The organism is Paenarthrobacter aurescens (assembly GCF_025421775.1).
GTDB classification, from domain to species: Bacteria; Actinomycetota; Actinomycetes; order Actinomycetales; family Micrococcaceae; genus Arthrobacter; species Arthrobacter aurescens_B.
Window position 1 is genome coordinate 23,379 of the sequence record NZ_JAOEFX010000012.1, and the last position, 26,486, is coordinate 49,864.

The 26,486-nt window shown below is 63.7% G+C and carries 21 protein-coding genes; 11 read left to right on the forward strand and 10 right to left on the reverse strand.

Features of this window, described 5'->3' with window-relative positions; genetic code table 11:
* Window positions 1-6: 6 nt before the first annotated feature.
* Window positions 7-819: a bifunctional allantoicase/(S)-ureidoglycine aminohydrolase gene (locus tag N7568_RS21185; protein ID WP_089596173.1), complete on the forward strand. Its 813-nt coding sequence runs from the start codon at window positions 7-9 to the stop codon at window positions 817-819.
* An 80-nt stretch (window positions 820-899) separates the two neighbouring features.
* Here the strand turns inward: N7568_RS21185 and N7568_RS21190 are convergent, their stop codons facing one another.
* From N7568_RS21190 to N7568_RS21210, 5 genes are all read right to left on the reverse strand, one after another.
* On the reverse strand, window positions 900-1,211 hold the full coding sequence (locus tag N7568_RS21190; RefSeq protein ID WP_261611731.1) for a hypothetical protein: 312 nt from the start codon (window positions 1,209-1,211) through the stop codon (window positions 900-902).
* A gap of 10 nt (window positions 1,212-1,221) precedes the next feature.
* Window positions 1,222-1,530, reverse strand: a complete 309-nt coding sequence (locus tag N7568_RS21195) for an MmcQ/YjbR family DNA-binding protein (protein WP_261611732.1) — start codon at window positions 1,528-1,530, stop codon at window positions 1,222-1,224.
* A 64-nt stretch (window positions 1,531-1,594) separates the two neighbouring features.
* Window positions 1,595-2,503, reverse strand: coding sequence for a carbohydrate ABC transporter permease (locus N7568_RS21200; RefSeq protein WP_261611733.1), 909 nt, complete (start codon window positions 2,501-2,503; stop codon window positions 1,595-1,597).
* Window positions 2,504-2,513: 10 nt separating this feature from the next.
* Window positions 2,514-3,512 (reverse strand): carbohydrate ABC transporter permease, encoded by a 999-nt coding sequence (locus N7568_RS21205; protein ID WP_261611734.1) that lies wholly within the window; start codon window positions 3,510-3,512, stop codon window positions 2,514-2,516.
* Complete coding sequence (locus tag N7568_RS21210; RefSeq protein WP_261611735.1) at window positions 3,512-4,849, reverse strand: sugar ABC transporter substrate-binding protein; 1,338 nt, start codon at window positions 4,847-4,849, stop codon at window positions 3,512-3,514. The genes N7568_RS21205 and N7568_RS21210 overlap by 1 nt, the downstream gene beginning before the upstream one ends.
* Window positions 4,850-5,107: 258 nt before the next feature.
* Between N7568_RS21210 and N7568_RS21215 the strand changes: the two genes are divergently transcribed.
* A complete protein-coding gene (locus N7568_RS21215; RefSeq protein ID WP_261611736.1) occupies window positions 5,108-6,133 on the forward strand; it encodes a Gfo/Idh/MocA family protein in 1,026 nt (341 codons plus the stop codon).
* Here the strand turns inward: N7568_RS21215 and N7568_RS21220 are convergent.
* The gene (locus tag N7568_RS21220) at window positions 6,130-7,629 is read right to left on the reverse strand and encodes a sulfatase-like hydrolase/transferase (protein WP_261611737.1); all 1,500 of its coding nucleotides are present in this window, start codon (window positions 7,627-7,629) and stop codon (window positions 6,130-6,132) included. The genes N7568_RS21215 and N7568_RS21220 overlap by 4 nt on opposite strands.
* Window positions 7,630-7,771: 142 nt before the next feature.
* On the opposite strand from N7568_RS21220, the gene N7568_RS21225 reads away from it, so the two are divergent.
* On the forward strand, window positions 7,772-8,974 hold the full coding sequence (locus tag N7568_RS21225; RefSeq protein WP_261611738.1) for a GntR family transcriptional regulator: 1,203 nt from the start codon (window positions 7,772-7,774) through the stop codon (window positions 8,972-8,974).
* Window positions 8,975-9,045: 71 nt separating this feature from the next.
* On the opposite strand, the gene N7568_RS21230 is transcribed toward N7568_RS21225, so the two are convergent.
* Window positions 9,046-11,418, reverse strand: a complete 2,373-nt coding sequence (locus N7568_RS21230; RefSeq protein WP_261611739.1) for a polysaccharide lyase 8 family protein — start codon at window positions 11,416-11,418, stop codon at window positions 9,046-9,048.
* A 175-nt stretch (window positions 11,419-11,593) separates the two neighbouring features.
* Between N7568_RS21230 and N7568_RS21235 the strand changes: the two genes are divergently transcribed.
* The 8 genes from N7568_RS21235 to N7568_RS21270 all read left to right on the forward strand — a co-directional run bounded on the left by N7568_RS21235 (window position 11,594) and on the right by N7568_RS21270 (window position 20,420).
* The gene (locus N7568_RS21235; protein ID WP_261611740.1) at window positions 11,594-12,181 is read left to right on the forward strand and encodes a DinB family protein; all 588 of its coding nucleotides are present in this window, start codon (window positions 11,594-11,596) and stop codon (window positions 12,179-12,181) included.
* Window positions 12,182-12,281: 100 nt separating this feature from the next.
* Complete coding sequence (locus N7568_RS21240; RefSeq protein WP_261611741.1) at window positions 12,282-13,274, forward strand: phosphodiester glycosidase family protein; 993 nt, start codon at window positions 12,282-12,284, stop codon at window positions 13,272-13,274.
* Window positions 13,271-14,416, forward strand: coding sequence for a bifunctional glycosyltransferase family 2/GtrA family protein (locus N7568_RS21245; protein ID WP_261611742.1), 1,146 nt, complete (start codon window positions 13,271-13,273; stop codon window positions 14,414-14,416). The genes N7568_RS21240 and N7568_RS21245 overlap by 4 nt, the downstream gene beginning before the upstream one ends.
* A complete protein-coding gene (locus N7568_RS21250; protein ID WP_261611743.1) occupies window positions 14,416-15,090 on the forward strand; it encodes a DUF4956 domain-containing protein in 675 nt (224 codons plus the stop codon). Before N7568_RS21245 ends, N7568_RS21250 begins: the two co-directional genes overlap by 1 nt.
* Window positions 15,091-15,113: 23 nt before the next feature.
* Window positions 15,114-15,875 (forward strand): polyphosphate polymerase domain-containing protein, encoded by a 762-nt coding sequence (locus N7568_RS21255; protein ID WP_261611851.1) that lies wholly within the window; start codon window positions 15,114-15,116, stop codon window positions 15,873-15,875.
* 29 nt (window positions 15,876-15,904) lie between these two features.
* Window positions 15,905-17,488 carry a carbohydrate-binding domain-containing protein gene (locus N7568_RS21260; RefSeq protein ID WP_261611744.1) on the forward strand — a complete coding sequence of 528 codons (1,584 nt, stop codon included), beginning with the start codon at window positions 15,905-15,907 and terminating at the stop codon, window positions 17,486-17,488.
* 129 nt (window positions 17,489-17,617) lie between these two features.
* The gene (locus N7568_RS21265; protein ID WP_261611745.1) at window positions 17,618-18,118 is read left to right on the forward strand and encodes a sensor histidine kinase; all 501 of its coding nucleotides are present in this window, start codon (window positions 17,618-17,620) and stop codon (window positions 18,116-18,118) included.
* Window positions 18,119-18,224: 106 nt separating this feature from the next.
* Entirely contained in the window at window positions 18,225-20,420 is a 2,196-nt protein-coding gene (locus N7568_RS21270) for a transglycosylase domain-containing protein (protein ID WP_261611746.1), read from the forward strand.
* Window positions 20,421-20,494: 74 nt separating this feature from the next.
* Here the strand turns inward: N7568_RS21270 and N7568_RS21275 are convergent, their stop codons facing one another.
* Genes N7568_RS21275 through N7568_RS21285 form a run of 3 tightly spaced genes read right to left on the reverse strand, consistent with a single transcriptional unit; the run spans window position 20,495 to window position 26,405 of the window.
* A complete protein-coding gene (locus tag N7568_RS21275; protein WP_261611747.1) occupies window positions 20,495-22,258 on the reverse strand; it encodes an FAD-dependent oxidoreductase in 1,764 nt (587 codons plus the stop codon).
* Window positions 22,255-25,263: an FAD-dependent oxidoreductase gene (locus N7568_RS21280; protein WP_261611748.1), complete on the reverse strand. Its 3,009-nt coding sequence runs from the start codon at window positions 25,261-25,263 to the stop codon at window positions 22,255-22,257. The genes N7568_RS21275 and N7568_RS21280 overlap by 4 nt, the downstream gene beginning before the upstream one ends.
* 2 nt (window positions 25,264-25,265) lie before the next feature.
* Complete coding sequence (locus N7568_RS21285; RefSeq protein WP_261611749.1) at window positions 25,266-26,405, reverse strand: Gfo/Idh/MocA family protein; 1,140 nt, start codon at window positions 26,403-26,405, stop codon at window positions 25,266-25,268.
* Window positions 26,406-26,486: the final 81 nt, after the last annotated feature.

Below are 26,486 nucleotides of genomic sequence, written 5' to 3' on the forward strand. Positions count from 1 at the left end.
TCTCGCATGGGCAAGTACTACTACCCGCAGGGCGGCCTGCCGCCGCAGACCCAGCTGACCACCGAACGGGCCATCGTTACCGAGGCTTACACGGTGATCCCCAAGGGCGTCATGACGGACATCGTCACCAGCAACCTGCCGGGCTTCTCCAACACGCGGTCGTGGATCATCGCTCGGCCGATCTCCGGATTCGCCACCACGTTCTCCCAGCTGATCGTGGAGATCGCACCGGGCGGCGGGGCTCCCAAGGCGGAGTTCGAGTCCGGCGTTGAAGGCGTCATCTTCGTCACCAAGGGACAGGTGAACCTGACCCTCGACGGCGAGCTGCACCACCTCGAAGAGGGCGGCTACGCCTACCTTGCTGCAGGTTCGGAATGGGGCCTGGAAAACGTCTCCGACGACATCGTTTCCTTCCACTGGATCCGCAAGGCCTACGAGCGCCTGGAAGGTTTCGAGGCCAAGTCCTTCGTGACCAACGAGAAGGACGTGGAACCCACTTCCATGCCGGACACCGACGACGTCTGGAAGACCACGCGTTTCACGGACTCCAGCGACCTCGCGCACGACATGCAGGTCAACATCGTCACCTTCCAGCCCGGTGGCGTGATCCCCTTCCCGGAGACCCACGTCATGGAGCACGGCCTGTACGTGCTCGAAGGCAAGGCAATGTACTTGCTCAACAACGACTGGGTTGAGGTTGAGGCCGGCGACTTCATGTGGCTCCGCGCGTTCTGCCCGCAGGCCTGCTACGCCGGTGGTCCGGGCGAGTTCCGTTACCTGCTGTACAAGGACATGAACCGCCAGGTGAAGCTCACCTAGGTTGTGCGCCTACGCCGAGATCGCCGGAAAGCTGCCAGTTCGCTGGAGCATTCCGGCGATTTCGCGTTTCTCCGGCGACCTCAGCGGTCTGGGTGGCTGCCGCGGCGGCCGATTCTGAGTCCCGCCCAGAACGCGAGGACCAGCAGGCCAAGGCCCGCGATGGTCAGGCCGAGCTGAGTCCCTTTACTCACGAACGAGCCGTTGTCCCCCATGAAGACCGTGTCACTCAGGGGAGCGTAGGCAAACCAGCCGACGTTCGTCTCCAGGTTGTTCCACGCGAGCACCACGCCCACGATCACCGCGATCAAGCCCAGCAAAGGCACGACGACGGCAGAGACTCTCCGGGCAGGCTGCGGTGACGTACGTTCCCCAAGTGTGTTGTGTTCCCCCATGCGGCCGAGTCTAACCTGTGCGTCCGCCAGCGATTCTGTAGGACTCCTGCAGCAGTTCGTCGAGCTCCTCCACGTCGATCTTCTCCAGCCGGATCAGCATCAGTTTCGGGGACTGCTCGTGATGCGGGGTCCAGAAAAACGTATCGGGCTCCATGGCTGCGAGCGCTTCGCGTTCATCGGTCTTAACTGTGCCCACGCCCTCTTCCCACATCCGCGCCATGAGGGACTTGGCGAACCACGCGGGCTGCCCCCAGCTGGGCCGTTCAGTCACTCCGGGCATACCCAGGCAGATGCGCCTGACATCGTCTTCTGTGGCCATGGTTCACTGTGGCACTTGCGCTCCGCCAAGGACAAGAGCCCGCGGTAGCACCGGCGTCGGGGGGCTACTTGCCCATTCCGAGCGTCAGCCCCTCCGTCAGCCGCCGGCCGAGCCATACATAGATGATGAGCATGGGCAGGACCACGATCACGAGCCCGGCGAACAGTCCTCCCCAGTCAGCTCCCGAATACGTTTGTTGCTGCACGAAGGAAATCAGGGCGACGGGCAGCGTGTACTTCTCGGTGGATTGAAGCAGGGTCAAGGCGAGGAGTGTTTCATTCCAGTGCGAGATGACCTGAAGGATGAAGGCCGTCAGGATACCGCCCTTGGCCAAGGGCAACGTGATGCGCCAGAACGTACCGAATGCCGTGGTCCCATCCAGTGCGGCTGCCTCTTCCATTTCCAAGGGCAGGGAGCGGAAGAACGCGGTCAACAGGAAGACCGTGAAGGGCATGGAGACGCCGATGTACACCAGGTTCAGCCCGATGATGCTGTCCGTCAGGTACACCTTGTTCAACATCACGAACAGCGGGATCAGGATGACCTGCGCGGGAATACCCAGACCCAGGATGAAGTACAGGCTCAGGCCACGGGTCAGCCTGTTGTCCACGCGGCTCAGGTAGTACGCGCAAGGTGCGGCGATGGCTACGGTCAGGACCGAGGACACCACGGTGGTCAGCAGGCTGTTCCAGGTAGCCACCGCGAAGTCCCCCACAGTCCAGGCACGGACGAAGTTCCCAAAGTCCAAGGATGTCGGGACACCCCAGGGATCGTCGAGGATGGACCGGGTATCCCTGAAAGCCTGGGCCACCATCCACACCAGGGCTGCGATGCTGATGACGACAACCAGCCACAGCAGCGCAACCCCGATCCCCCGGACGACGCTGCGCTCGCCGCGCAGGGCCGGGCTGACGCCGCGCCTTCCCCGCCTGCGTGGGGCGGTGATGGTTCCCTGCAGTTTGTATTCGCTCATGACTTTTCCTTTAGAACTCGACGGCGTCGCGACGCATGGCGCGGCGCAGCAGGACAACCAGGACGGAGATCAGGGCCAGGGACAACACAGCGGACGCTGTCGCGGCTCCATAGGCGGGCGTCGACTGTCCGGAGAAGGCGTTGACGTAGGTGTACACGGCAGCAGTCCAACTCTGCGTTGGAGGCACTCCTGCCCCGGAGCTTCCACCGAAGACCCAGACAATCTCGAAGATTTTCACCGACGAGATGGTCCACAGCACGGCACAGGTGCCAAAAACGTCCCAGGTCAGCGGCAGGATGACGTAGCGCAGCCGTTGAAAGGCGGAGGCCCCGGCCAAGGCGCAGTCTTCGTAGTAGTAGGGCGGGATACGGTCGACGCCGGCCATCAGGATGGTGGTGAAGTAACCAGTGGTGGTGCAGACAAGGGTGACCATGATGAGCGGGAAGATGTTGTCCTGCGCCAGCCACTTGGGCGGGTCGGTCACGCCGAGGGGTGCCAGGAGGCTGTTGACTATTCCTCCGGGGTTGAAGATAAATCCGGCCAGGACACCGAAGACCAGCGCATTGATGAGGTGCGGGAAGAAGATGACGTTGCGGGCAATCTTCTTCCCGGCCATATCCCTGAGCACCAGCGTCAACGCGAAAGCCAGGACGAAGATCGCGGTCCCCACCACGAAGAGCAGAAGCAGGGTATTGCCGAATGAGGAAAGGAAGAGTTGGTCCCGGAAGATCCTGCCGTAGTTGTCCAGCCCAACGAACTTCATGGGGCCCGAGCCCGCCCATTTGTGCAGGCTGATCCACACGGCTCCCAAGGCCGGAACGATGAAGAGGACCGTGTACAGGACGAAAGCCGGACCGACGAACGGAATCAGCAGCTTCTTGCGCTGCACATCAATGGAGCTTCCACCGGGGCGGCTGCCGCGCCGCGACTTACGGGGCGCCGGCTTCAGGGACTCCGGACTTTGGGCGGGCGCACCGCCTGTCCGTGGCTCCGTCAGGTGGAGGGTCATCAGCTGTTGTCCTTCCAGTACTGGATCTGGGCGGCCTTCATCTTCGCGATGAATTCGTCGGCGGAGGTCTTCCCGAGGAACAGCTCGTCATCCTTGGGGAAGAAGACCTTCTCCATGAAGCCGGGGAAAGTCACGCCGTCGTTTTGCAGGTGCGTTGCCGGAGCTGCGTCAATGGCGGCTTTGACGCTTGCGACGGCGGGGTCCACCGGCGCGTCAGACCTCACGGGAAGCACTTTGGCTTCGGTTCCAAGGGCGTTCTGGTATTTGGCGCTCAACATGAATGCCGCGAGCCGTTGCGCGGGAACCTGGTTCTTCGACTTTGCCGGTACTGCGAAGCCGATGAAATCCACGCGGGCACTGGCTGGCTTGTTGTCCATTGCCGGGAATTGGAAGGACGAGTATTCAAATCCGGGGGCGGCGTACGAACCGGTTTCGGTAGGCGTCCAGGAGCCGTTGAGGATCAGGGCCGCGTCGCCGTTTGCCCAAAGTTGCTGCTGCGCCGGGAACTTGCTGGCGTTGTAGCCACTGTTGAGGTACCCGCCCTTGACGAGGGTTTCAACCTTCCGGGCGGCTTCGAGGACAGCAGGGTCCTCCCATCCTTCACCGGATTTGTCCTCGACAAGCGCCTTGAAACTGCCCGCCCCTTTGAGCCGGAGCAGCGCCGTCACGAACCAAGTGGAGTTGTAACCCGCAACGTCGCCGTCCGCCGCGATGGGAGCCGTTCCTCCAGCCTTCAGCTTGTTCAGGACTGCAATGAATTCATCCCATGTAGCCGGCGGCTTGGCTTTGAGCTCCGGGTGTTTGGCGGCATCAAACCAGATCCCGTCGGAGCTGACGCTGTAGGGAACCATCCACGGCTGTCCGTCTTCTCCCTTGAACACGCCATTGCTGGTGAACTTCTCTGGAATCACAGAACTGACTGCCTGGCCGTCCACCTCGTAGGAGTAGACCGACGTGAGCGGACTCGCCTGGCCGGTTTCGCCAATCACGGGCGCTAGCTTTGCGAACGTTCCGTCCACCAGGTCCGGGACGTTGTTGGTGTTCAGCGCAGGGACGAGCTTCTCGGTGTTGCTGCGGCCCTGCCACTGGACGCTGACTGTGGCTCCGGTTTCCTTTTCGAAATCGGCGATGGCGGCGGCGATGACCTTCTGCTGGGGCTCACCGTCTTTCCACATGGACCAGTAGTTGATGGTTTGGCCCGAAATGGAGCCGGAGATGTCCACGGCCTCGGCCGCTGTGGAGGCATCTGTGGCTCCACCGCATGCTGTGGTGGACAGGGCGAGTGCTGCACCCAACAGGGCGGCCAGCGGGCGAAGATGACGGGCTGTTTTGCCCATGGGAATCACCTTTCAAGTGAGGGGGAACCGGCCGGATGCGGTTCAGTGAGACGACTCTCACAGTCAGTGAAAGCAGGATTCAATGAGTACTTTCGAATGAGTCGGCAACGGTTACGGATCCCCGCGCGAACTGACCGAACCGAGGCCTGCAGTTCACTCCGATTAGGCATTTATTCCTCCCTTGGCGCTCCCCAACAATCAAGGTGATCAGCGCGGGCAGGCATTGTCCGCGCTTCGGCTCCGAGCTAAAGAGGGAAATTGATACGACTGGGAATCATTGGCGCCGGTGCCGTGGCACACTTCCACGCCGAATCCGCGGGACGGATCAGCAACGTCCAACTGGCTGCAGTCTGCGACCTTCAAAGGGAACCGGCGGAAAGGGTTGCATCACCGTGGGGCGCCCAGGTCTATACCGACTATGTGGCGATGTTCGGCGAGGCCGGACTGGACGCAGTGATCATCAATACCCCGCACGCCCTGCATCTGGAGATGGTGCTGGCCGCAGCAGACCGCGGGGTGCACGTGCTGGTGGAAAAGCCCATGGCCACCACCGTTGCCGACTGCGATCGTATGATCCAGGCGTGCCAGGATGCCGGGGTTTCCCTGGTGATCGGACAGATCCAGCATTTCCTGCCGGAGAAGCTGGCGGTCGAGGACGTGCTGGCCGGCGGTGAGCTTGGCCGCGTCCTGATGATCCGCGACTACAGGACCACCGACTACCGGCCCGGCACCCGTCCGGGCTGGTTCTTCAGCGAAGCCATGGCCGGTGGTGGGGCGCTGATGAACATCGGCGGCCATTGCCTTGACCGTTCCATCTGGTTCGGGGGCGCACCCGTCGAATCCCTCAACGCCTCCACCCTCAAGCGTTTCGGTGTTCCGGTGGAAACGGACGGCGCTATCTCCCTGACGCTCCGCAATGGTGTCCATGTCAGCGTCGTGGTTGTTTCCGACGCCACCCAGCGCATGGACGAAGTCCTCATCGTGTGCGAGAACGGCACGATTTCCTGTAGCCCGCATCATGGAACGCTGGTCCGCAGCAACGGTGCCACCCGCACGGTGTGGGAGCCCCAGCCGGAGGATATCCAAGAGGGTTTCTTCCTGCAGTTGCGGGACTTCATCAAAGTGCTCGACGGCGGAACACCGAAAGTCAGCGTCGAACACGCCCGCCACATCGTGGAGGTGGTCCTGGCGTCCTACGAGGCAGCCACATCCGGCAACGCCTTGGTCCTGGACGCGTCCGGCGACGCCACGAATGCCAAGAGGATCCTGAGCGAAGTCCCCTAGGCGGTGCGGCCGGCTGCGGCTGTGCCGTCCCAGTTGGGTGCCGTGAACGCCCCCAAGGGATCGTCCAGCACGGACGCAGTCTGGCCTGCGCCGGCCACCGGAAGCCAGCTTCCATCCAGCCCGGGGACCGCATGGCGCTGGAACCACTCCTGGAGTTGGGCTCTCATCCCGGCCACACGCCCGGCGTGCGCCGGTTCATCCACAAGGTTTTCCCGTTCATCCGGATCAGCCGCAAGGTCGTACAACTCGTGGGGGCCGTGCGGGTACCGGTGCACGTACTTCCACTCCGTGCTGCGGATCATCCGGACCGGGCCATATTCGTCAAAGACCACGACGGCGCGGTCCCCGGCAGTGGCGGGCTGCCCACCGCCGTCGGGGTTCTCATCGCGCCCAGCCACTGCAGGGTCCGTCAGCCCGCGCAACAGCTCCGCGAAAGACTGCCCGGGACCGCGTTCGAAGGGCCGGACGTCCAGTCCTGCGAATTCCAGGACGGTGGCCGCTACGTCGTAGGCGGACAGCAGCTCCGGGAGGACAACTCCTTCCTGGATCCGCCCCGGAAGCGCGAAGATCGCGGGGACTTTGACGGAGGAGTCGTAGACGTTCTGCGGGAAGGTCCCGTTGCCCTTTCCCCAGATGCCATGGTGGCCGCAGTTGAAGCCGTTGTCGCTGCTGAAGATGACAAGGGTGTTGTCCAGGACGCCCAGTCCTTCCAACCGGCGCAGGACCTCTCCGATCCTGGCGTCCATGGCGCTCACCGCCGCGAAGTAGCCCACCAAGGCGGCGCGGACGTCCGGCTCGCCGCCAATCGGCACCCCATCCACGGTAGGCGTCCAAGGGTGGAGGGGCTCCTGCGGACAGCTGGCGAACCGGCAGTCGCTGTAGAGCTCCTCGAATTCGGGCGGGTGCTGGTCCTTCCAGGGTTTGTGGGGTGCGGTGTAGTTGAGGGCGAGGAAGAAGGGCCCGGGTTCCCTCGAGGCTTCGTCAAGGAAGTCCAGTGCGTCGCGGGTAATCGCGTCCGTCAAGTATTCGGTGACGGACTCCCGGTGGCTGGTGCCGCCGTCGAACCTGTACATCACTGAGCGGTCATAAGGGCTGCCGCCACCCTCCAAAGCGAACCAGTGGCTGAAGCCCTTCCTCGGCACATCATTGGCGCCCAGGTGCCATTTTCCGGAGAGCCCCAAGGTGTAGCCGGCGTCCGCCAAGGCATCCGTAAAGAGGGGTTGCCCCTGCAGGTAATCCACTGCTTCCGGACCCGTTTCAACACCCGCCAAGTAGTCGTGCACGCCGTGGCGCGAGGGGATGTCCCCGGTCATCAAGCTGGCGCGGGCCGGCGAGCAGACGGGCGAGACGCAGAAGAAGTTCTCCAAACGCGTTCCGCGGGCCGCAAGGGCGTCCAGGTTGGGGGTGTGGATCTCGGCGTTTCCGGCGCAACCCAGCGCCCAGGCACCTTGGTCGTCGCTCAGGATGAAGATGATGTTCGGCTTTTCGTTGGACACCCTTCATTGCTACGCAGCCTCGAGGCGAGGAATCAATGAGCATTCCCAAGTACCTTGCAGATGCAAGAAATTAGTATCTAAATACTCCCTAAACATTGGGGCAAGATGGGAGGAATCGTCCGTTCACAGGTGGAGTTTGATTATGCCAAGGAAGAACCTCGAGCCCGTCCAGGCTGAACCCGCCTCCGCGACCGTCCGCGACACGGCAAAGCAGAACCTGAAGTTCCAGAACCTCAGCGACAACCTGCGACGAGGCATCCTGGCAGGGACGTGGGCTGTCGGAACCAAGCTGCCCACCGAGCAGCAACTGTCCCTGGACACCGGGCTGTCCCTGACTACGGTGCGCCGGGCATTCGAGGACCTGGTGGACAAAGGGCTGGTGGTCCGGCGGCAGGGTGCCGGGAGTTTTGTCGCCGCACCGCAGCGCTCACAAAAGCGTTCCCGGTATGTGATCGGTGTCCTCCTGCCGGACACGCAGCTCTACTACCCGCAGGTGCTGCAAGGCATCGAGGAACACCTGTCCTCCCGCGGCGCGAGCCTGCAGCTTTCCACCTACCACTATGACTTCACACGGGAGAACGCCAGCATCGACTTCCTCCTGGACGCCGGCGTGGATGGGCTCATCCTGGTGCCCACACTGACCGGCCTGGACAATCCCCAACAGCGCGTCGCCGAGCTCATGGCCCTGCCGGTCCCGGTGGTGTTGTTGGAGCGGAGCCTGGACGATTTGGGGCCGGGAGACCGGACCGAACACGTCTGTTCGGATCACCAGGGCGGAGCGTACGACGCCGTGATGCACCTCCACCGCTTGGGCCACCGAAAGATTGGGCTGCTGACGCGGGCGAACGAGGCCGCGCGCAGCAGCAACCCAACCCAGGCCGCGGTCATCGCTGGGTATGCAGCCGCCGTCGAGGTTTTGGGACTGGACAATTCCTTCGGACTGGACAGCAGCGGGCACCGCAACATGGCATTCAGTGCCACCAAGCCGGAGTGGGAGGCGGATCAGGCGGAGCACATGTTCCAACTCCTTTCAGGCAGCGGCGCCACGGCTGCCCTGGTTTTCGGCGACAGGGAAGCTGCCCTGTTGGAAGGGGCCGCAGCGCGGCGCGGGATTCGCGTGCCGGAAGATCTGGCCTTGGTTTCCTATGACGACGAAATGGCCGACCTCGCGCAGATTCCCCTCACTGCGGTGTCTCCGGCCAAGCATCGGCTCGGTGTCATGGCGGCCGATGTCCTCTTGCGCCGGCTGACCGAGGGCGACGCTTGCCCGCTGTACCAGATCCGTTTGCGGCCAAGGATCGTGGTTCGCGACTCCTGCGGGGCCAAGCTGCTCAGCCATCTCTAGTTCGTTGCGGGGCCTGCTCTGCATCCTTCGAGGGCCAAATAGCCCGCAGAACAGGCCCCATAACAAGGGCTCTAGCGGCGGAGCTTCACTACCTGCACCTGGCCGCTGAGCCCGGTGGTGTCCAGCGTCAGGGTGGTCTTGCCCGCAGCGTCCGTCCCCAGCGTGCCCGCGCCTTCCAGGACGTTTGACCACGTGCCTTCCGGCAGGGTGAGCGTGAGGCTGGCAGCCTTTTGCGTTGGCTCGCTGACAGCCAGGCTCAGGACGTTGCCGTGCCGGGAGAACACCACACAGGCAGCCCCGGACGCACCCAAGTCCCCTGCCGTTCCGGGCTTCCAGAACGTCGCTGCAGTGGTCTTCTCTGCTGTGAATTCCACCGACTGTGCCGTAGCGTCGTTGCGGATCACCACGTGCTTGTTGCCCTTTGCCAGCTTGCCGCACTCCTTCGCCGACGCCCCCGGGGCCACCAGGTAGGCGTAACTCTTTGGTGCAGCACCCGCACCGTGATCGACATAGATGGTTGCGTAATTCCGCTGTTGCACTGTGGTGCTGCCGTTGATGTTCACTCCCGACCAGCTTCCGGAACGGCTTTCCCGGACCACCGTCAGAGGGGAGGAATCCAGCACGGCATAGCCGCCGAACCCTTCCAGGTGGACCCAGCGATCGTCACTCAGCACAACAGCGTTGCCGGCCGTTTCCGCAATGGTGCCGGACGCCGTCGTAAGTGCATTGTTGCCTTGGTGAAGATTGCGGTGGTCAACGATACTTTCCACCCTGGCTCCGGAACCGGTGGTGATGTCGGCGCCGAGGCAGACGGTGACGTCGCCGCTGACAAACCAGGACTTTCGGGCCGACAGGCCTGTGCGGCCGGGACCCACCAGGTGCTGTCCGACGGCGGCTATCTCACCAAGCGCGGCGGACCCTGTCCACTCATTTGCGGGCACGGCAGCACCCCATTCACCTTCCACCTTGTCCGGCAAAGGAGTGGTGTCCACCGTGGTGCCGGGGAGGCGGTTGTAGTTGGCGGTGGCCCAGAAGGCGTCGTCGTACTGGCCGAGGTCCGCGGTGTGGAAGTAGGTCATGCCGGAACCGGTGTGGTAACCGCGGTTGTTTTCACCGTTGCCGCACTCGTACCAGGCGATGCGGTTGCTGGCCATGGACAGCGACAATGCCCAGCCGGTCCCCCGGTGGATGGTGCGGTCCATGGCGGGGAAAAGACGGTGGCCCGGCGATTCCGGCACAGGCGCAACGCCGGCGGCCAGCAGCTCCTTGACCAGGGCCGTCCGGGGGACGCTTGCCCCCGACAGGATGGGGCGATAAGTGTTGCGCGTGATCCAGCCGGCGCAGAGCCCCCGCCACCTGCTTGCCGTCGCGCTGTCCATGGCACGGGCCAGGAGCAGGATGGCTTCAATGCTGGTCGCGGCGAGGTCGTAGCCCGTGTTGGCCTCGCGGCTGATGCTCCGGCCACGCACGGAATCCGCCATGGCTCCGTTGATGATAAGCGGCGCGAATGATCCCTCGACGGCGTCGAAGAAGATGCTTCGCGATGGGTCCGAGACCTCGAAGCCGGTGCCGCCAAGGAGTGCGAACAGTTTGGACAGTCCGTTCAGCAGCACTACACCGTAGGAACCCGTGTAAGGCGTAGTGCTGTGCTGGATGAAGGAGCCGTCCCGGAAGATGCCATCGCCGCTGGTGACGTATTGCCACACCTGGCTGAGGCCCGCGATGGCGTGCTGGAGCTTGGGAGTGTCCTCTCCAGCCAAGGACCGGATGATGATTCCCTGGCACAAGTCCACGCGGTTTGCCCCCACAGAGGTGATCTTGCCGCGCTTGGGCGGGAACTGCAGCCACGGGTCGGGGACAAAGTGGTCGATCGCGGCGGAGTAGGCCTGAATCTCAGCGGCGGACAGCTCGGCGTGAAGCAGCACCATGGTGTCGGCCAGGGCCCGGGGCACACCGATTTCCCACGACCACCAGTTGCCAACTTCTTCCTTGGCGTCGTTGTAGCAGAGCGTGTTGGCGTCAGCGAGACCCGCTTTGATGTCTGCCAGCACCGAGGCATCCCCAAACACCGCCGCGGTGGGTGTCGCCCAAGCCGTGGCGAGTTGGGCCAGCCGGGTGTACGTGGTGACCATCTCCGCGTCTTTGGCGAAGGACAAATCCGTGAAGACCGACGTCCGGCCGGGCGCACGGTTGAGCTTGGCCAAGGAGTCAGCTGCTTTGCTGTTCAGGGCCGTGATCGCTTTGCCGAAATCCGGATCGCCGGCCTGGATGACATTTCGCCCGGTAATCTGGTCCACCCAGCGGCTTCGCAGCGCTGCGAACTCCGCGGCATCCGGTTCAGTTTCTGCCCAGGCGTTCCGGGCAAACATGGAGCTGACTACTGCTGCGACGGACAGTGCACCGGCGCCCTGGAGAAGGGTCCTGCGAGGGAACTGAAGTGACAAGGAATTGCTCCTAACACTCGTGGATGGGCATGGTCCGGCGTCCTTTGGCCGGGGCCCTCCACTGGCTTGCGTTGTAGTCAACGCGAGGTGGAAGGGAGGAATAAAGCAGTACCTTGCCCGCGCATCTGAACGTCGGGTCCCATTTCTGTCATAGCCCTTCGGTAAAGTGCTGACCATGGACGACAAAGCGATGTTGCTCGGTTATTTGCGGCTCCGGAGGGCTGACCTGCTCGGCAAGGTGGCGAACCTCAGCGAGTACGACGCGCGGAGGCCCATGACGCCTACGGGCACCAACCTGCTGGGCCTGGTGAAGCATGTGGCCAGCGTGGAGCTGGACTATTTCGGGGTGACCTTCGGCCGGCCAAGTGGCAGGGAGCTGCCCTGGTTGGCCGATGACGCCGAGCCGGATTCCGATATGTGGGTCCCTGTCACCGAGACGCGTGAGCAAATCCTGGAGCTGCATCACTTCTCGGCCAAGCACAGCGATGAGACCATTGAGTCCCTCCCGCTGGATGCGCCGGGGGTGGTGCCGTGGTGGTCTGAGGAAAAGAAGAACGTGACGCTCCGCCAAATCCTGGTTCACATGTGCGTGGAGACCGCCCGCCACGCAGGCCATGCAGACATCATCCGCGAACTTATTGACGGGTCCGCTGGGCAAAGACCGGGCGATCCCAACATCCCCGGCCGCAACTCAGAAGAATGGGCAGCCCACCGGTACCGTATCGAGGAAGCAGCCCGGGAGGCGGACCGCCGCCACTACTGAGACTTCCGCCGCTGCTGAACATTTCGCCGCCCTGAACCTTCACAGCCCACGCATATGCAGGGCAAACCTCCGGCGTAGCGTCGCTCCGTAGAAATGGGGAATGACTCCTCCACAGACCGAACACCGTAAGGGCGGCCGGACACGGCGCGCCGTCGTCTCCGCCGTTCTGGCGGTCACTCTCTCTGCCGGGGGCGCCGCGGCCTGGGCCCTCGACCGTTTCGTCATTCCCCACGCGCAGATCACCAACGTCTCTGAGTACGAGGCCAGCAAATCCGGCACTGCTGCAACAAACAGCACGACGGCGGACGCTTCCTCCGCTGACACGACCGCGAGCGCCGTGGTCACCGACACCTCGTACACCTCGGGCGATACGGGTGTCACCATCTCCACCGTGACCACCGGCAGCGGTGACGACACTGTCACGTACTACGTTGCCGACGTCGTGCTTGATGACGCCACGACGCTGAAGTCGGCGTTCGCCGAAGATACGTATGGCGAGAACATCACCGAGACCACGTCCGCGATCGCCGAGGACCACAGCGCGATCTTCGCCGTCAACGGCGACTACTACGGCTTCCGGGACACCGGCATCGTGATCCGCAACGGCGTGGTGTACCGGGACGAGGGCGCCCGCCAGGGACTCGCCTTCTACAAGGACGGCAGCGTCAAGGTGTACGACGAAACCACCACCACAGCTGACCAGCTCATTGCGGACGGGGTGTGGAACACGCTCTCCTTCGGGCCTTCGCTGCTGGACAACGGCCAGATCGCCTCGGGCATTGAGGACGTGGAGGTTGATACGAACTTCGGCAATCACTCCATCCAGGGCGAGCAGCCACGCACGGCAGTGGGCGTCATTGACGAGAACCATCTGGTGTTCGTGGTGGTGGACGGTCGCAGCCCCGGCTACAGCGCCGGAGTCACCATGACGGGCCTGGCGCAGATCATGAAGGACCTGGGCGCCACCACCGCCTACAACATCGACGGTGGCGGCTCCTCCACCATGTACTTCAACGGATCCCTGGTGAACAACCCGCTCGGCGGGAACACAGAGCGCGGCACCTCCGACATCCTCTACATCGCCCGGTCATGATCGTCCTGATACCGGCCTACGAGCCGGACCACCAGCTCATCACACTCGTCCAAAGCCTGCGGGACGCCGATCCGTGGCTGACCATCGTGGTGGTGGACGACGGTTCCGGTCCGGACTACCAGGACACGTTCGACGACGCCGCAGGGCTTGGGTGCCACCTGCTCAGTTACGCCGTGAACGCCGGCAAGGGCCACGCGCTCAAGAGCGGGTTCGCCTTCATCGCCGAGCGTTTCCCGGGCCACGACGTGGTGTGCGCCGACAGCGACGGGCAGCATGGCGTGGCCGACATCCTGGCCGTTGCCGACCGGGTCCGCGGAGTTACCGCGTCCATGGTGCTGGGATGCCGGAACTTCACCGGTGACGTCCCTGCCCGGAGCCGATTCGGCAACACCGTGACGCGGTGCCTCTTCCGGCTTGCGACAGGTCAACGGATCACGGACACACAGACGGGGTTGCGGGGCTACCGGGCGGGTATGCTGCCGTGGCTGCTGACTGTCCGGGGCCAGCGCTACGAATACGAACTCAATCTCCTGCTCGAGGCGAAACAGGCCGGTTACGGCATCGAAAGTGTAGAGATTGCCACCGTCTACCTGGACGAGAACTCCGGGTCCCATTTCCGTCCCGTGGCTGACTCGATCAGGATCTACGCGCCGCTGCTGAAGTTCCTCGGCTCGTCGCTGTCCGCCTTCGTGGTGGACCTGGTGATGTTCCTGGTCCTCAGTGCCCTCACGGATTCTCTCCTGTTGGCGGTGGCCGGAGCCCGCCTGGTCAGTGCCTCGGTGAACTTCATGGTCAACCGCCGCCTGGTGTTTGACCACGGCAAAGACAGTTCGTTGCGGGCCGCTGCCACTGGGTATGTGGCCTTGGTGGTTGTCCTGCTGTCCGCTAATTACGCCGCCATGTGGGCCCTCACGTCCCTCGCCGTCCCGGACTTGCCGGCCAAACTCGTCACCGAAGTGACACTCCTGGGTGTCAGCTACGCCGTGCAGCAGCGCTTCCTCTTCGTCCGCAAGGCCCGTGCCGCCACAACGGAAGCGGCCGCCGTCGAAACACATATCCCCACCTTGGTCCCGGCACAGTTTCAGCACAGCATCACCGGGAAAAGTGGAGCTCAATCCCCCAAGAGATTCCGGAGTAACTGATGAACACCCTCATCCTCATCGCGGCAGACCTGGCCGCCATCACCACTTTGACGCTCGCCCTCTATCTCCGCCGGCACCGGCGCCGTGACCTTGTAGTTTCCTACCTGGGCATGAACGTTGGAGTCCTGGCGGTTGCCACGGCGTTGTCCGGGTCAGCTGCCGGTGTTGGCCTGGGATTGGGTCTCTTCGGTGTTCTCTCGATCATCCGGCTCCGGTCAACGGAACTGGCCCAGCACGAGGTGGCCTACTACTTCTCGGCCCTGGCACTGGGCCTGATCGCGGGCATAGGCGTCGAGCCGCTCTGGCTCACGCTGTCCCTCATGGCGCTGGTCCTCCTGGTGATGTTCATCGGCGACAACCCGCGGGTTCTCCCTGCATACCGCCACCAGACCGTGGTACTGGACCGGGCCATCAACAATGAGCCCGAGCTCTACGCCCGGTTGGAGGAAGTCCTCAACGGCAAGGTCCACTCGGCCACCATCCAGGAGCTGGACATGGTCAATGACAAGACAATCGTGGACGTCCGTTATGCCGTCCACCCGCAGCAGCCACCGCACCCGCAGCTTGGTTTCAACCAGCCGGCAGGCGCGCTCTCCCCGGCACCGCAGGAGCTGCCCGCACAGCCTGCACCCCCCACCCAGCAGTCCGTGCCCACCTCCGCAGGTGTAGCGTGAGCCGCCCCGATGCCCAAGCGATCATGCCGCAGCTCAGCCAGCTGCCCGCCGTCGGACTTGAAGAACTCACCACGGAAGCTGCGCTCCTGACCCGTGTTGACCGCAAGTACCTGGTTCCGTCGGCAACGGCCCGCCAAATCCTCAGCACCTTCAGCACAGAGGCCCGGGTCCTGGAAATGGACGGGAACCGCACGTTCGCCTACGACTCCGTCTACTTCGACACCCCCGAGTTGGACAGCTACATGCTGGCCGCCCATGGTCGCCGCCGGCGATTCAAAATCCGCACCCGAACCTACTTGGACAGCGCAGTCAGCTTCCTCGAAGTGAAGACCGAAGGTGCCCGGGAGGCGACGGTCAAGGAACGGATCCCGTACGAGCCATGCGACCGCGAGCGGCTGACGGACGAGGGCTTGGCATACGTGAATGAGACGTTGGCCGCCGCGATCGGGAACGTCAGCTTCGGCCCTCTCAAGCCCGTCCTTTCCACACGCTACGACCGCACCACACTGTTCCTCCCCGAATCCGGAAGCCGCGCCACCATCGATAACGACGTCACCTGGCAGAGCCCTGGCGGCCAGCCCTGGGTGCTTGAAGACGCGGTGGTGGTGGAGACGAAATCCGGCTCAGCCCCCGGCCCTTTGGACAGGCATCTGTGGGCACACGGCGTCCGTCCCTGCCGCATCTCGAAGTTCGCCACCGGCATGGCCGCACTCCACCCCGAGTTGCCGGCCAACCGCTGGAACCAAACACTTCGGCGCCGGATGCCCCTGCGCCCCATCCACTGACCTTCCCTTCACAAACTTAGGAATCCACCATGCGCTCTTTCCGTACATCCCTTTCCGTTGCCGCCGTCGTCCTGGCCATTTCCCTGGCGGGCTGCTCCACGGCAACCACCAGCTCAACGTCCACGGGCACAACCTCCAGCAACAGCGGAACAACCACCACCCAGCAGGCCGTCACCGCAGCCACCATCGAGGAAGACACCCACTACGACAGCGACGACCTCACCTGGGACGCCGCAGCTGAAGTGGCAATCAGCTTGGCCGACGGCGGCAGCAAAGTGACGTCGTCGTCCTCCAACGGCGTGGCCGTGGACGGCAACACCATCACCATCAACGCCGCCGGAACCTACCGGTTGAGCGGCTCGCTCAGCGATGGCCAGATCGTGGTGGCCGCCGACGAATCGGATACCGTGCGGATCATTCTGGATGGCGTGGAGCTGGGCAACTCATCAGGCTCACCATTCGTGGTGCAGAGCGCGGACGAAGCCATCGTGTACCTCGAAGACGGGAGCACCAACACGTTGACCGATGCCACCACCTACGCCGACCAGGGCGAGGACGCTCCCAACGCAGCGCTCTACTCCATGGCCGACCTGACCATCGCCGGGACCGGATCCCTCACCGTCAACGGGAAGTCCAACGACGGCATCGTGTCCAAGGACGGCCTGGTGATGGCCGCCGGCAAGGTCACTGTTGACGCCGTGGACGATGGTATCCGGGGCAAGGACTACACGGTGCTGCTGGACGGCGCCTACCAGGTGACCGCGGGTGGCGACGGCGTGAAGGCGGACAACGAGACTGACGAAGGCCGCGGTTGGCTCTTGGTCAGCGGCGGCTCGTTGACAGTCAACGCGGGAGACGACGGCGTGAAAGCCTTTAACACGCTGACCGTTTCCGGCGGTACAGTCACCGTCGCCGAGTCGGAGGAAGGGCTGGAGGCGCAGCACATCGCCATTACCGGCGGCGAAGTTTCCGTCACGGCGAACGACGACGGCGTGAACGCCTCGGGCGGCTCGTCCACCAGTACCGATGCAGGCGCGGCCGCTGGCGGGATGGGCGGACCCGGCGGTGGGGGCATGGGCGGCGGCGAAACGGTGGGCGATTACACCGTGGATGTCTCCGGTGGAACGCTCACCATCAACCCAGAGGGCGACGGCCTGGACTCCAACGGAAACGCCACCATCTCCGGCGGCACCGTGGTGGTGAACGGTCCCACCAACGACGGCAACGGTGCCTTGGACGTGAACGGTGAATTGGTGGTCACCGGCGGAACCGTGGCAGCAGCAGGCAGCGCGGGCATGGCAGTCACCCCGGGGACGTCGTCCACGCAGTCGGGCGTGCAGCTGACCTTCAACTCCTCGGTCTCCGCCGGCACTCCGGTGCACATCGTTGATTCGTCCGGTGCCGTGGTTGCCACTTTCGTGACCACCAAGACCATCGCCTCCCTGGTGTACTCCTCGTCGGCCATTACCGATGGCGAAATGTACACGGTTTATACCGGGGGCAGCGCCGACGCGAAGGCCGGCCTCACCACCGGTTCCATCGATGGCGCAGAGGACCAGGGAACGGTCACAGCGGGCCAGTACAGCCAGGCGCAGGGTCCGGGCCGCCGCTAAATCCTGCAAGTGTCCCCCACAAACTTGATGCGAACTTGAGCCAATCGAAAAGGTTCCTTGATATAGCGGCGCCACGCTGGAATCAGTCGAAGCACCAATACCGAGGGGTTTCGGCAACGAATCTCAAGTATGAAACACAACGATGTGGGGGAACCGATGGAACAGGCATCAGCACTAACTGAGGTGACATCCGTGAAGGGCATCATCCAGGACCAGCACCCCGTGGATTTCTACGCGCTGGGGGTCGCAGGATGCATCGACCGGCTCGCGGCACCACTCCGCCTCGCCGGCGTGAAGGTCCACTGGCACACCCCGCATCATGGCATCGAGATCTCTTCGTCAGCCGCCGCACTCCTCTATCATGTGGCGCAGGAGACCTTCAGCAACACCCTCAACTACGCCAATGCCAGCGAGCTCACTGTCCGCCTCAACGCCGTCTACCACGGCATCCAGCTCACCATCACGGACGATGGCAGCGGTTTTGAGATCCATGCCGCGCCCAGTGGCAGGCGCCACGGTTTCGGACTGCTCCTGATGTCCATCGCAGTGCACGACGCCGGCGGGACCGTTAACATCGACTCTGCCGTTGGGCGGGGCACCACTGTGAGGGTCACACTGCCGCTGGATTGAGTCCGATTTGGGACCTTATTTGCGCTTCCAGCCATGGCCCAAGCGCGTTGCCGGACGTATTCTGTAGCTACTTTTCAGCCTGACATCCCGACGGAATGGCACGAAAATGGCGCACAACAAGGGTCCAAAGCTAGGTCTCGGCAAGGTCCTTCTGAGGGTCTTCGGGTACTTCTTCGTGAGCATCCTCTGCGGTGTGCTGATCTCCGGGCTGGTGGTTCCCGTTGTTGCGTTCACCAGCACCACCGTGGGCGGGTCCATCGGATTCTATGAAAGCCTGCCCAGCCAACTGAACGTTGATTCTCCGTCCCTTTCCAGCACTGTGGTCACAGCGGACGGCCAACACATTGCCACGTTCTACGCCGAAAACCGGGTAAAGGTTCCGCTTGAGGAGATGTCTCCGTTCATCCGCGAGGCAATTGTGGCGATCGAAGACAACCGCTTCTACGATCACGCCGGCGTGGATGCGCAGGGCATCATCCGTGCATTGAGCTCCAACCTGACCAAGGGAACCAGGCAAGGTGCCTCCACGCTGACGCAGCAATACGTCACCAACGTGCTCAACGAATCGCGTCTGTCCGAGGGACGCCCTGAGGATGTGGTGCTCAGCGGCCAGAAGACCATGGGAGATAAGCTGCGCGAGGTCAAACTCGCACTGGAACTGGAGAAGCGGTTCAGCAAGGACCAGATCCTTGAGGGGTACCTGAATATTGTTTTCTTCAACCGGGACGCCTACGGCATTGAAGCGGCCTCCCGTTACTTCTTCAGCACCTCCGCAAAGGACCTGACCCTGCCGCAGGCCGCGCTCCTTGCCGGGCTGGTCAACGGGCCAAGCATCTACGACCCAACCGTTGACCCCGATGCGGCGTTGAACCGGCGAAACCTCGTACTGGACCGGATGCTGCAACAAGGCAACATCACCGCGGTGGACCACGGAGTCGCGGTGGCCACGCCGATAGAACTGAACATCACGCCTTCCTTGCAGGGGTGCGCGGGCGCTTCAATTGCCATCTACTTCTGTGATTACGTCTCCCACCTCATCCTCAATGACGAGACTTACGGGTCGACAGTCAACGAACGTGAACGGCTGCTCTACCGGGGCGGGCTCACCATCACCACCACTCTGGACAGCAGGCTCCAAGCAGCCGCGCAGGCTCAGGTGGACGCCTCCGCAGGGGACAACCCGGACAAGTGGGGCGCCGCGATGACCACGGTACAGCCCGGCACCGGAAAGATCCTGGCGATGGCCCAGAACACGGTCTTCGTCCCACAAGAAGGAAAATACGATACCCAGCTGAACTTCAACGTGGATGCCAAGGACGAGAACGGCTACGACCTCAACGGCGCCGGAGGCTTCCAGCCCGGATCCACCATGAAGCCGTTCATCTACGCCGAGTGGCTCAACGAAGGCAAGAACCCAACTGCTGTCGTTGATGCTTCCCGCAGGGTGTACCCGGTCGGTTTCCCGTGGCGTTCCAGCTGCGGCAGGGTTTTGGGCGGGTACAGCAGCGCCCAGAAGGCACAGAACCTGGGCGCTGACGACGACCTGCAGAACAACGATGTTGGCTACTACCGCTCCATGCCTATCAACTACGGCCTCTACAACTCCATCAACACCGCAACGTTCGCCACGGCGGCCCAACTGGACTTCTGCGGCATCCAGAAGATGGTTGACACTGTTGGCCTGCATAGCGGGCTCGACAACGCACCCGTGAACATGCACCAGATCGGCAACCTGCTGGGCTCCATCGGCGTGGCTCCGCTTGTCCTTGCCAGCGCCTACGCAACCTTCGCCAACGACGGCACCTACTGTGCGCCCATCGCCATTACGGAGATCCGGGATGCCCAAGGCAGGCAGTTCGAAGCGCAAGCGCCGGAGTGCCGGGACGCGGTGAAACCGGCCGTGGCCCGTGGCGTGAACGCGGTCCTTCAGGATGTGTTGAAGATGGGTTCCGGGGTGTGGATCGAGCCCAAGGTCCATACCAAGGTTCCAGTGGCTGCCAAGACCGGCACGTCCAACAACAACGGCGCCACCTGGGTTGCGGGCTATACCACTACCCTTGCTACGGCATCGTTCTTTGGGGATACGACGGCGGGGCAGCAGCGGGCGGGCCAGAACGTCACCATCAACGGCAAGTTCTACAAGTCCCTGGACGGCTACATGATCGCGGGCCCGCAATGGGCCAACTACATGGTGGAAGCCACGGCGCTGTACCCAAGCGGTCCCTTCGCGGCGCCCGCTCCCCCGCCAGCCCCTGCACCAGTCACCACGGTGCCGGCGGTTCCGCGCCTGACAGGACGATAACGTGCGTTGCGAGGCCCGGTCTACGCACTACTCCCTTGTTTGAGTGTGCAAACCGGGCCCCACAACACAACCCGCTACAGCGCCATCTCTGCATCCGCGTGCGTGTCGTCGTCGTCATGGCTGTCCGCGCCGGCGAGGTGGCGGCCCGCGATGTAGCCGAAGGTCAGGGCGGGTCCAAGGTTGATGCCACCCGCGGGATAGTGGCCGCCCATGACGTTTGCCTGGTCATTGCCGGCGACGTACAAGCCGTCGATTGGCTCGCCGTCGTCATTGAGCGCGCGTCCGGCGCCGTCGGTATCAACCCCTGCGAAAGTCCCGAAGCTGCCTGGAACCACGCGAACGGCGTAGAACGGCCCCTTCTCGATGGGCCCCAATGCCGGGTTTGGCTGGTGGGCAGCGTCGCCGCCGTAGCGGTTGAAGGCAGTCTCGCCGCGGCCGAAGTCGGGGTCGACGCCGGCGCGTGCGTTCGCGTTGAATCTCGCCACGGTCCGGCACAGCTCCGTGGGGTCAATGCCGCACTTTGCCGCCAGTTCCTCGAGAGTCCGCCCGTTGATGAGGTAGCCGGAGCGCAGGTACGGGAACAGGGGTACCGGCAAGGGTTTGGCCATTCCCAGCGGGAACTTACGCACGAAGCGGCTGTCCGCGATCTGCCACGATTCCACGGTTTCGCCTTCCGGCGTGGCTGCCAGGAGGGCGTCGACGTAGTCGTAGTACCCGTTTGCTTCGTTCACGAACCGCTTCCCATCCGCGCGGACGCCGATGCTGCCGGGCTTGGCGCGGTCCATGATGTGCGGGAACACCCCGGTCTTCCCGTTGCGGTAGGGCACCAACGACACCGGGCACCACGCGGCCGGGGACTTCACGGCAGTCTTGAAGCGGGCGCCCACGGACTGTGCCAGGTTGATGCCATCGCCTGTGGTCTCGTGTGGGGAGAGCGTCCAGTGCTCCCGGCCCGTTGGCGTCTTGGGGAACAGTTCCTTGCGACGCTGCACGTCGTTGGGGAAACCGCCGGTTGCCAGCACCACACCACGGCTCGCGTTGATCTGCAGCTCACCTTCCGGGGAGCGCACGACGGCGCCGGTCACCTTGCCATTTTCATCGCTGAGCAACGCTGTGGCCGGCGAGGAGACGCGGATGTCCACGCCCAGATCATCACTGGACTTCATGAGCCTGCCGGTGAGCGCCGTGCCGTTAACCAGCTGCATGTTGCGGCGGTGGATCAGCAGGTCCAGGACGTGCAGGCCGAAGCGCCAGCCCGCATGGAAGATGCCGCGGGGGTTGCCCTGCGATGCCGAGAGGAACTTGCCAAGGTCCGGTCCGGCCATGATGCCCATGCCGAGGAAGGAGGTTTCGTAGAGCTGATGCCGCATTTTGGCACGCAGGGCAGGTTTAATGGTTCGCGCGTTGATCGGTTTGGGTCCCACCGAGCGGTTGCCTGTGCCGGCACCGGGGAGTTGTCCGTAGATGTCGTTGATCTTGCTGCCGGGAACAAACTGCAACGACGTCTTTTCATGGAAGAACCCCACCATGTGAGGGGAAGCTTCAAGGAAAGCATCCACTTTCCCGGCCTGGTAGTCGTCGCCGAGGACCTCGCGGAGGTAGGTCCTGAAGGTCTCCCTGTCCTCGGTGACGCCCTCGGCTTTAGCCAACGGGTTACCCGGTGCCCACGCCCAGCCACCGGACCAGGACGTTGCTCCACCGCAGACGCTGGACTTTTCCACCACGATGACTTTCAGCCCGTGGTACGCGGCGGTCACTGCCGCTGAGAGGCCTCCTGCTCCTGAGCCGATAACAAGGACGTCACAGTCCAAGGTGGGACGGAGTGTAGTGCTGTTCATGTGGTGCTCCATATAAGTGCTGGCGTCGTGAGGACGGAGTTCGCCGCTGCTTTCAAGTGCTTGGCCCAGGCAAGTTCGCCCATCGCAGCCACCCTGGCGTCGGAGGGGGTTTCAACGCTCACCGGTGTGCTCTCAGTGAAGGACGCAAGCATGGCCGGGAGGTCGAATTCGCCTTCCCCGGGTACACCGCGCTCCGAGCGGGACTCAGTGATCAAACCGTCCCTGGTTGCCGGCTGGGCATTGGGTCCGTCGCATAGCTGGAGCAAGGGAACGAGTGCTGAAGAAGCTTCGAGTTCGGCCAGTGTGCCGCCGAAACGGTTGACGTGAAGTGCGTCCAGGACGATCTTGCATCCTGCCCTTTTGGCCAACTTCACGGCTTGGGGGATGGAGCGGACCGCTTGGTAGGCGATAGGTTCAAGAGTGGGCATGATGCCGTACGCCATGCCGTCCTGGGTCATCTGCGCGAGGTGGTCACCGAAACGATCGAGATCCGGATCTGCGCAGGCAACAGTCAGGGTGGAAGCACCCAGGGCTTGGCCGGCCTCCATCATCTGTAGCCAGGCTTCGCGTTGGTCCTGGCCGTTCTGTAAGCCCGTGCCGTCCAGGAGCAGAAACTCAATGTCTTCAACCGTGATCCCCGTATCCGCCATCCGCTCCAACGTTTTCCTGAGCATTGGCGAGCCGGGTTGAAGGTTGTACGGCCGTTCGGTGGGCGTCACGGGACGGACCCGGGCTCCGATGAAATCGAACCCGGCCTCCGCCGCGATGCTCACCAAGTCCGGCGGGGCGGTCCCCACGAGGGATAGCTGGGCGATTCCGAGCCGGCGGCGCAGAGCGGCAGTGGGATCGCCGGAAACCTTCGAGTTCGCGGGATAGCTCCGGCGATCTGACACCATTCCGGCGATTTCAGCATCCGCCGTGTGGGTACGGGTCAGTGCGGCGGCAATGCGTTGGGCTGCGTCGTACCCGCTCTTGACCGCGTTGGACACGATGGCCGGGGTTTTGTCGACCACGGTCCCGGCGACGGCGACAGGGACGGATGCGGTAAAGCTGAGCTCCGCCTCCCGTTGCTCCAGCGTCAGCGGACCGTCCAGCGGCAGCACGGAACGCGAGACCAGCAGCTCTCCCGGGGCATCAATCCACTGGTCCTCCACACCGGAACGCTTGATCCGGACCCGGGTACCGTCATACTCCTCGATGGTGCTGGACAGGAAGGTCCGCACCCTCGGATTAGCTTCAAGGCGCGGAACGGCAAGGATCTTGGCGCGGCGGCCGGATTCCGGAGCCAGAGTTTCCTGTGGCCCCACGATCAGCACCGCAGTCCCTTCGGAAGCAAGGGTGTCCGCCACGGTCATGGCGACGGAATCGGCACCCCAGATGGTTACGGCTTCCGGCGCGGTACCGGACAAGCCGGCCGAGCCGGCCGAACCAGGCGTGGCGGACGAGCCAGCCGAACCGGACGAGGCACCCGAATCGGACACCCCGCCGTCGAGAACCTCCGGGTGGGCGGCGAGCCAATCCCGGATATCGGAAACGCGAGGCGAGTCTGCACCAACAAACCCAGGAGCGGAGCGGAGACCGCCGGTGGCAATGACCAGAGCGTCAGCGCCGAAATCACGGGCCAGCGTGCCGGCGTCGGACGTGTCAACATGGGTTTCCAAGCGGACCTGGACACCCAGGCGTTCGTTTTCCTCACCGGACCATTCGGCGAAGCGGTGGAAGTCCGGCGTAGACCTCATGCGCTCGGCGAGGGCGAACTGCCCACCGGGCCGCGGGCCCTCGTCCACCAACGTCACCCGGGCACCCGCTTCGGCGAGTTCGCGGGCGGCCGTGAGCCCTGCGGGTCCGGCACCCACTACCAGGACGCTGGACCCGGACCGGACGGTTGGTGTTGGAACAGGCACTCGTGAGCGCCCAACGGCAGGGTTGACCGTGCAGGTGACTTGGCCCAGGCCAAGGTTGTCGATGCACACGTTGCACGCGATGCAGGGCCGGTAGCGCTCGCCGCGGAGCACTCCGCCCACGAACGCGGGGTCTGCATGGATGGCGCGGGCCAGGCTGACGAAGTCGCAGATGCCCTCGGACAGGACTTCTTCGATGATCTCGGGACTGTTGAGCCGTCCGGCCATACCCAGCGGGAGTCCGAACTGCCGGTAAGCCTTTGCGTAGTCGGCCAAAACGCCGGGCTTCCACTCCCCTGACTGGACGATCCATTCGCCGGCGTCGTAGCTGCCCGCGGAAACGTCCAGGAAGTCGAGCTTGTCCAGGTGTCCTTTAGCAACAATGGCTATCTGCTGTTCTGCACTGATGCCGTCCTCGGGACCTTCCACCACGGAGACGCGCATACCCACGATGGTCTCCGGCACGGCGGCCCGCACCGCATCGATGACCAGGTTCATGAAATACTCCGGCGCTGCGAACTCGTCCGTGCGATGGTTCGAAATCGGCGACATGAACTGGTGGATCAGATAGCCGTGGGCACCGTGCAGGTTGATGACATCGAACCCCGCCGCCACCGCGCGCCGAGCGGCAGCAGCGTAGGCAGCCACGAGTTCGTAGCACTCGGCGGCGGTGAGTTCCCGCGGGACTTCGCCACCCGCCGTCGGGCATGGGACCGGCGACGGCGCGAGGTTCTTGAACCCTGAAACCGCAGACTGCGCGGTGCGGCCGCCGTGATTGAGTTCGACGGCGGCCAGCGCACCTTCGGCGTGCAAGGCATCGGTGAGGCGGCGAAGGCCGGGAATCATGTCATCCGTGTGCAGGCCAAGCTGGTGGGTGCGGCCCTTGCCGTCGGCCCGGACGTAGGTGGCCTCCGTGGTGACCATGCCGAGGCCGGCTTTGGCGCGGGTGACCAGGTAGTCGACGTATTGCCCGGTGATGTAGCCGTCCGTGGTGCCGTAATTGCGTTCCATGGGGGCGGAGGCGAGGCGGTTCCGGAGTGTCTTGGGGGCGCGGCCGTTGCGGCCCAGGGTGAAGGGCGATGCTGCTGATGGTGAAGAAGCCATGGTTAGCTTGCCACCTTCTCGCGGCCCCGAAGCTGGGGAATGGCTGCATGGGCGGGATGTACCGCAGCGAAGCGGACGGGTTGGCCGGTGCGGGAGGATTCGTAAACGGCCAGCAGGATCCGGAGGGATTTGAGCGCGTCCTTGCCGGTGATGGCCGGTTCGGTCCCGGCTTCCAGCGCTTGGACGAAGTCCTGGACCTGCAGTTTGTGGAATGGGATCAGCTGCCCGTTGATGATGGACAGATCGACGTTCGGCTCCACGCCTTCCGGGTGGACAGGCTCGACGACGATCTTCCCACCGACCGCCCACAGGTCCAGCCGGCCATCGCTGCCTTCCGGGAATTCCGTCAGGGAAGCCGAGGCGCCCGTTTCACCAGTGATGCGCAGCTGGATTCCGAGGTTGGGCGATACCGCGGTGGAGGCCTCCAGCGTGGCCATGGCTCCGGACGTGAAGGTGATCACCGCCGTCGCGGAATCCTCTACCTCTATGTTGTCGCCGTGCCGGTAGGTGTTGACCTTGCCGTAAACCTCGGCCACGTCTCCCAAGTACCACTGGAGGAGGTCGATCTGGTGGACGGCCTGGGACATCAGGACCCCGCCACCGTCGTTCTCCCAGGTGCCACGCCATGCGTCCCGGTTGTAGTACTCCGGGGCGCGGTGCAGCATCACCGAGCACTGGGCCATGATGGCGCGGCCCAGCGTGCCGTCGTCGATCGCCGCACGGATCTGCTGCGACGCCGGCCAGAAGCGGCGCTGGAACAGCACCCCGAATGTGACGCCGGCTTCCTCGCAAGCTGCCACCATTCGTTCAGCGGACTCCAGTTTAGTGGCAATGGGCTTCTCGCACAGGACGTTGACGCCGGCCGCTGCAGCGTGCAGCACCACTTCCTCGTGGGTGGGATGCGGCGTGCAGACGGAGACGATGTCCAGGTCCAGGCCAAGGAGCTCGTCCACGGTGGTCACCGCGTGCGGGACTCCCCACGTCTCGGCCGTGTCCTTTGCCTTGTGCGGATCAACGTCGCAGACGCCGACAATCTTGACGTTGTCCAAGGCGCTGAAGGCTTCCAAGTGGTTGCGGGAGATGGCGCCGCAACCCGCGATTCCAACGCGGAAGATGCGGGTTGCCGGTGCTGACGGATTCATGGGTTGTCCAACTTTCGGGGCAAAGAGTCGTTGCTTGGTTGCTGATGGAGGGCGTTTGGGCCTGCGGGCGGTGCCGACCCC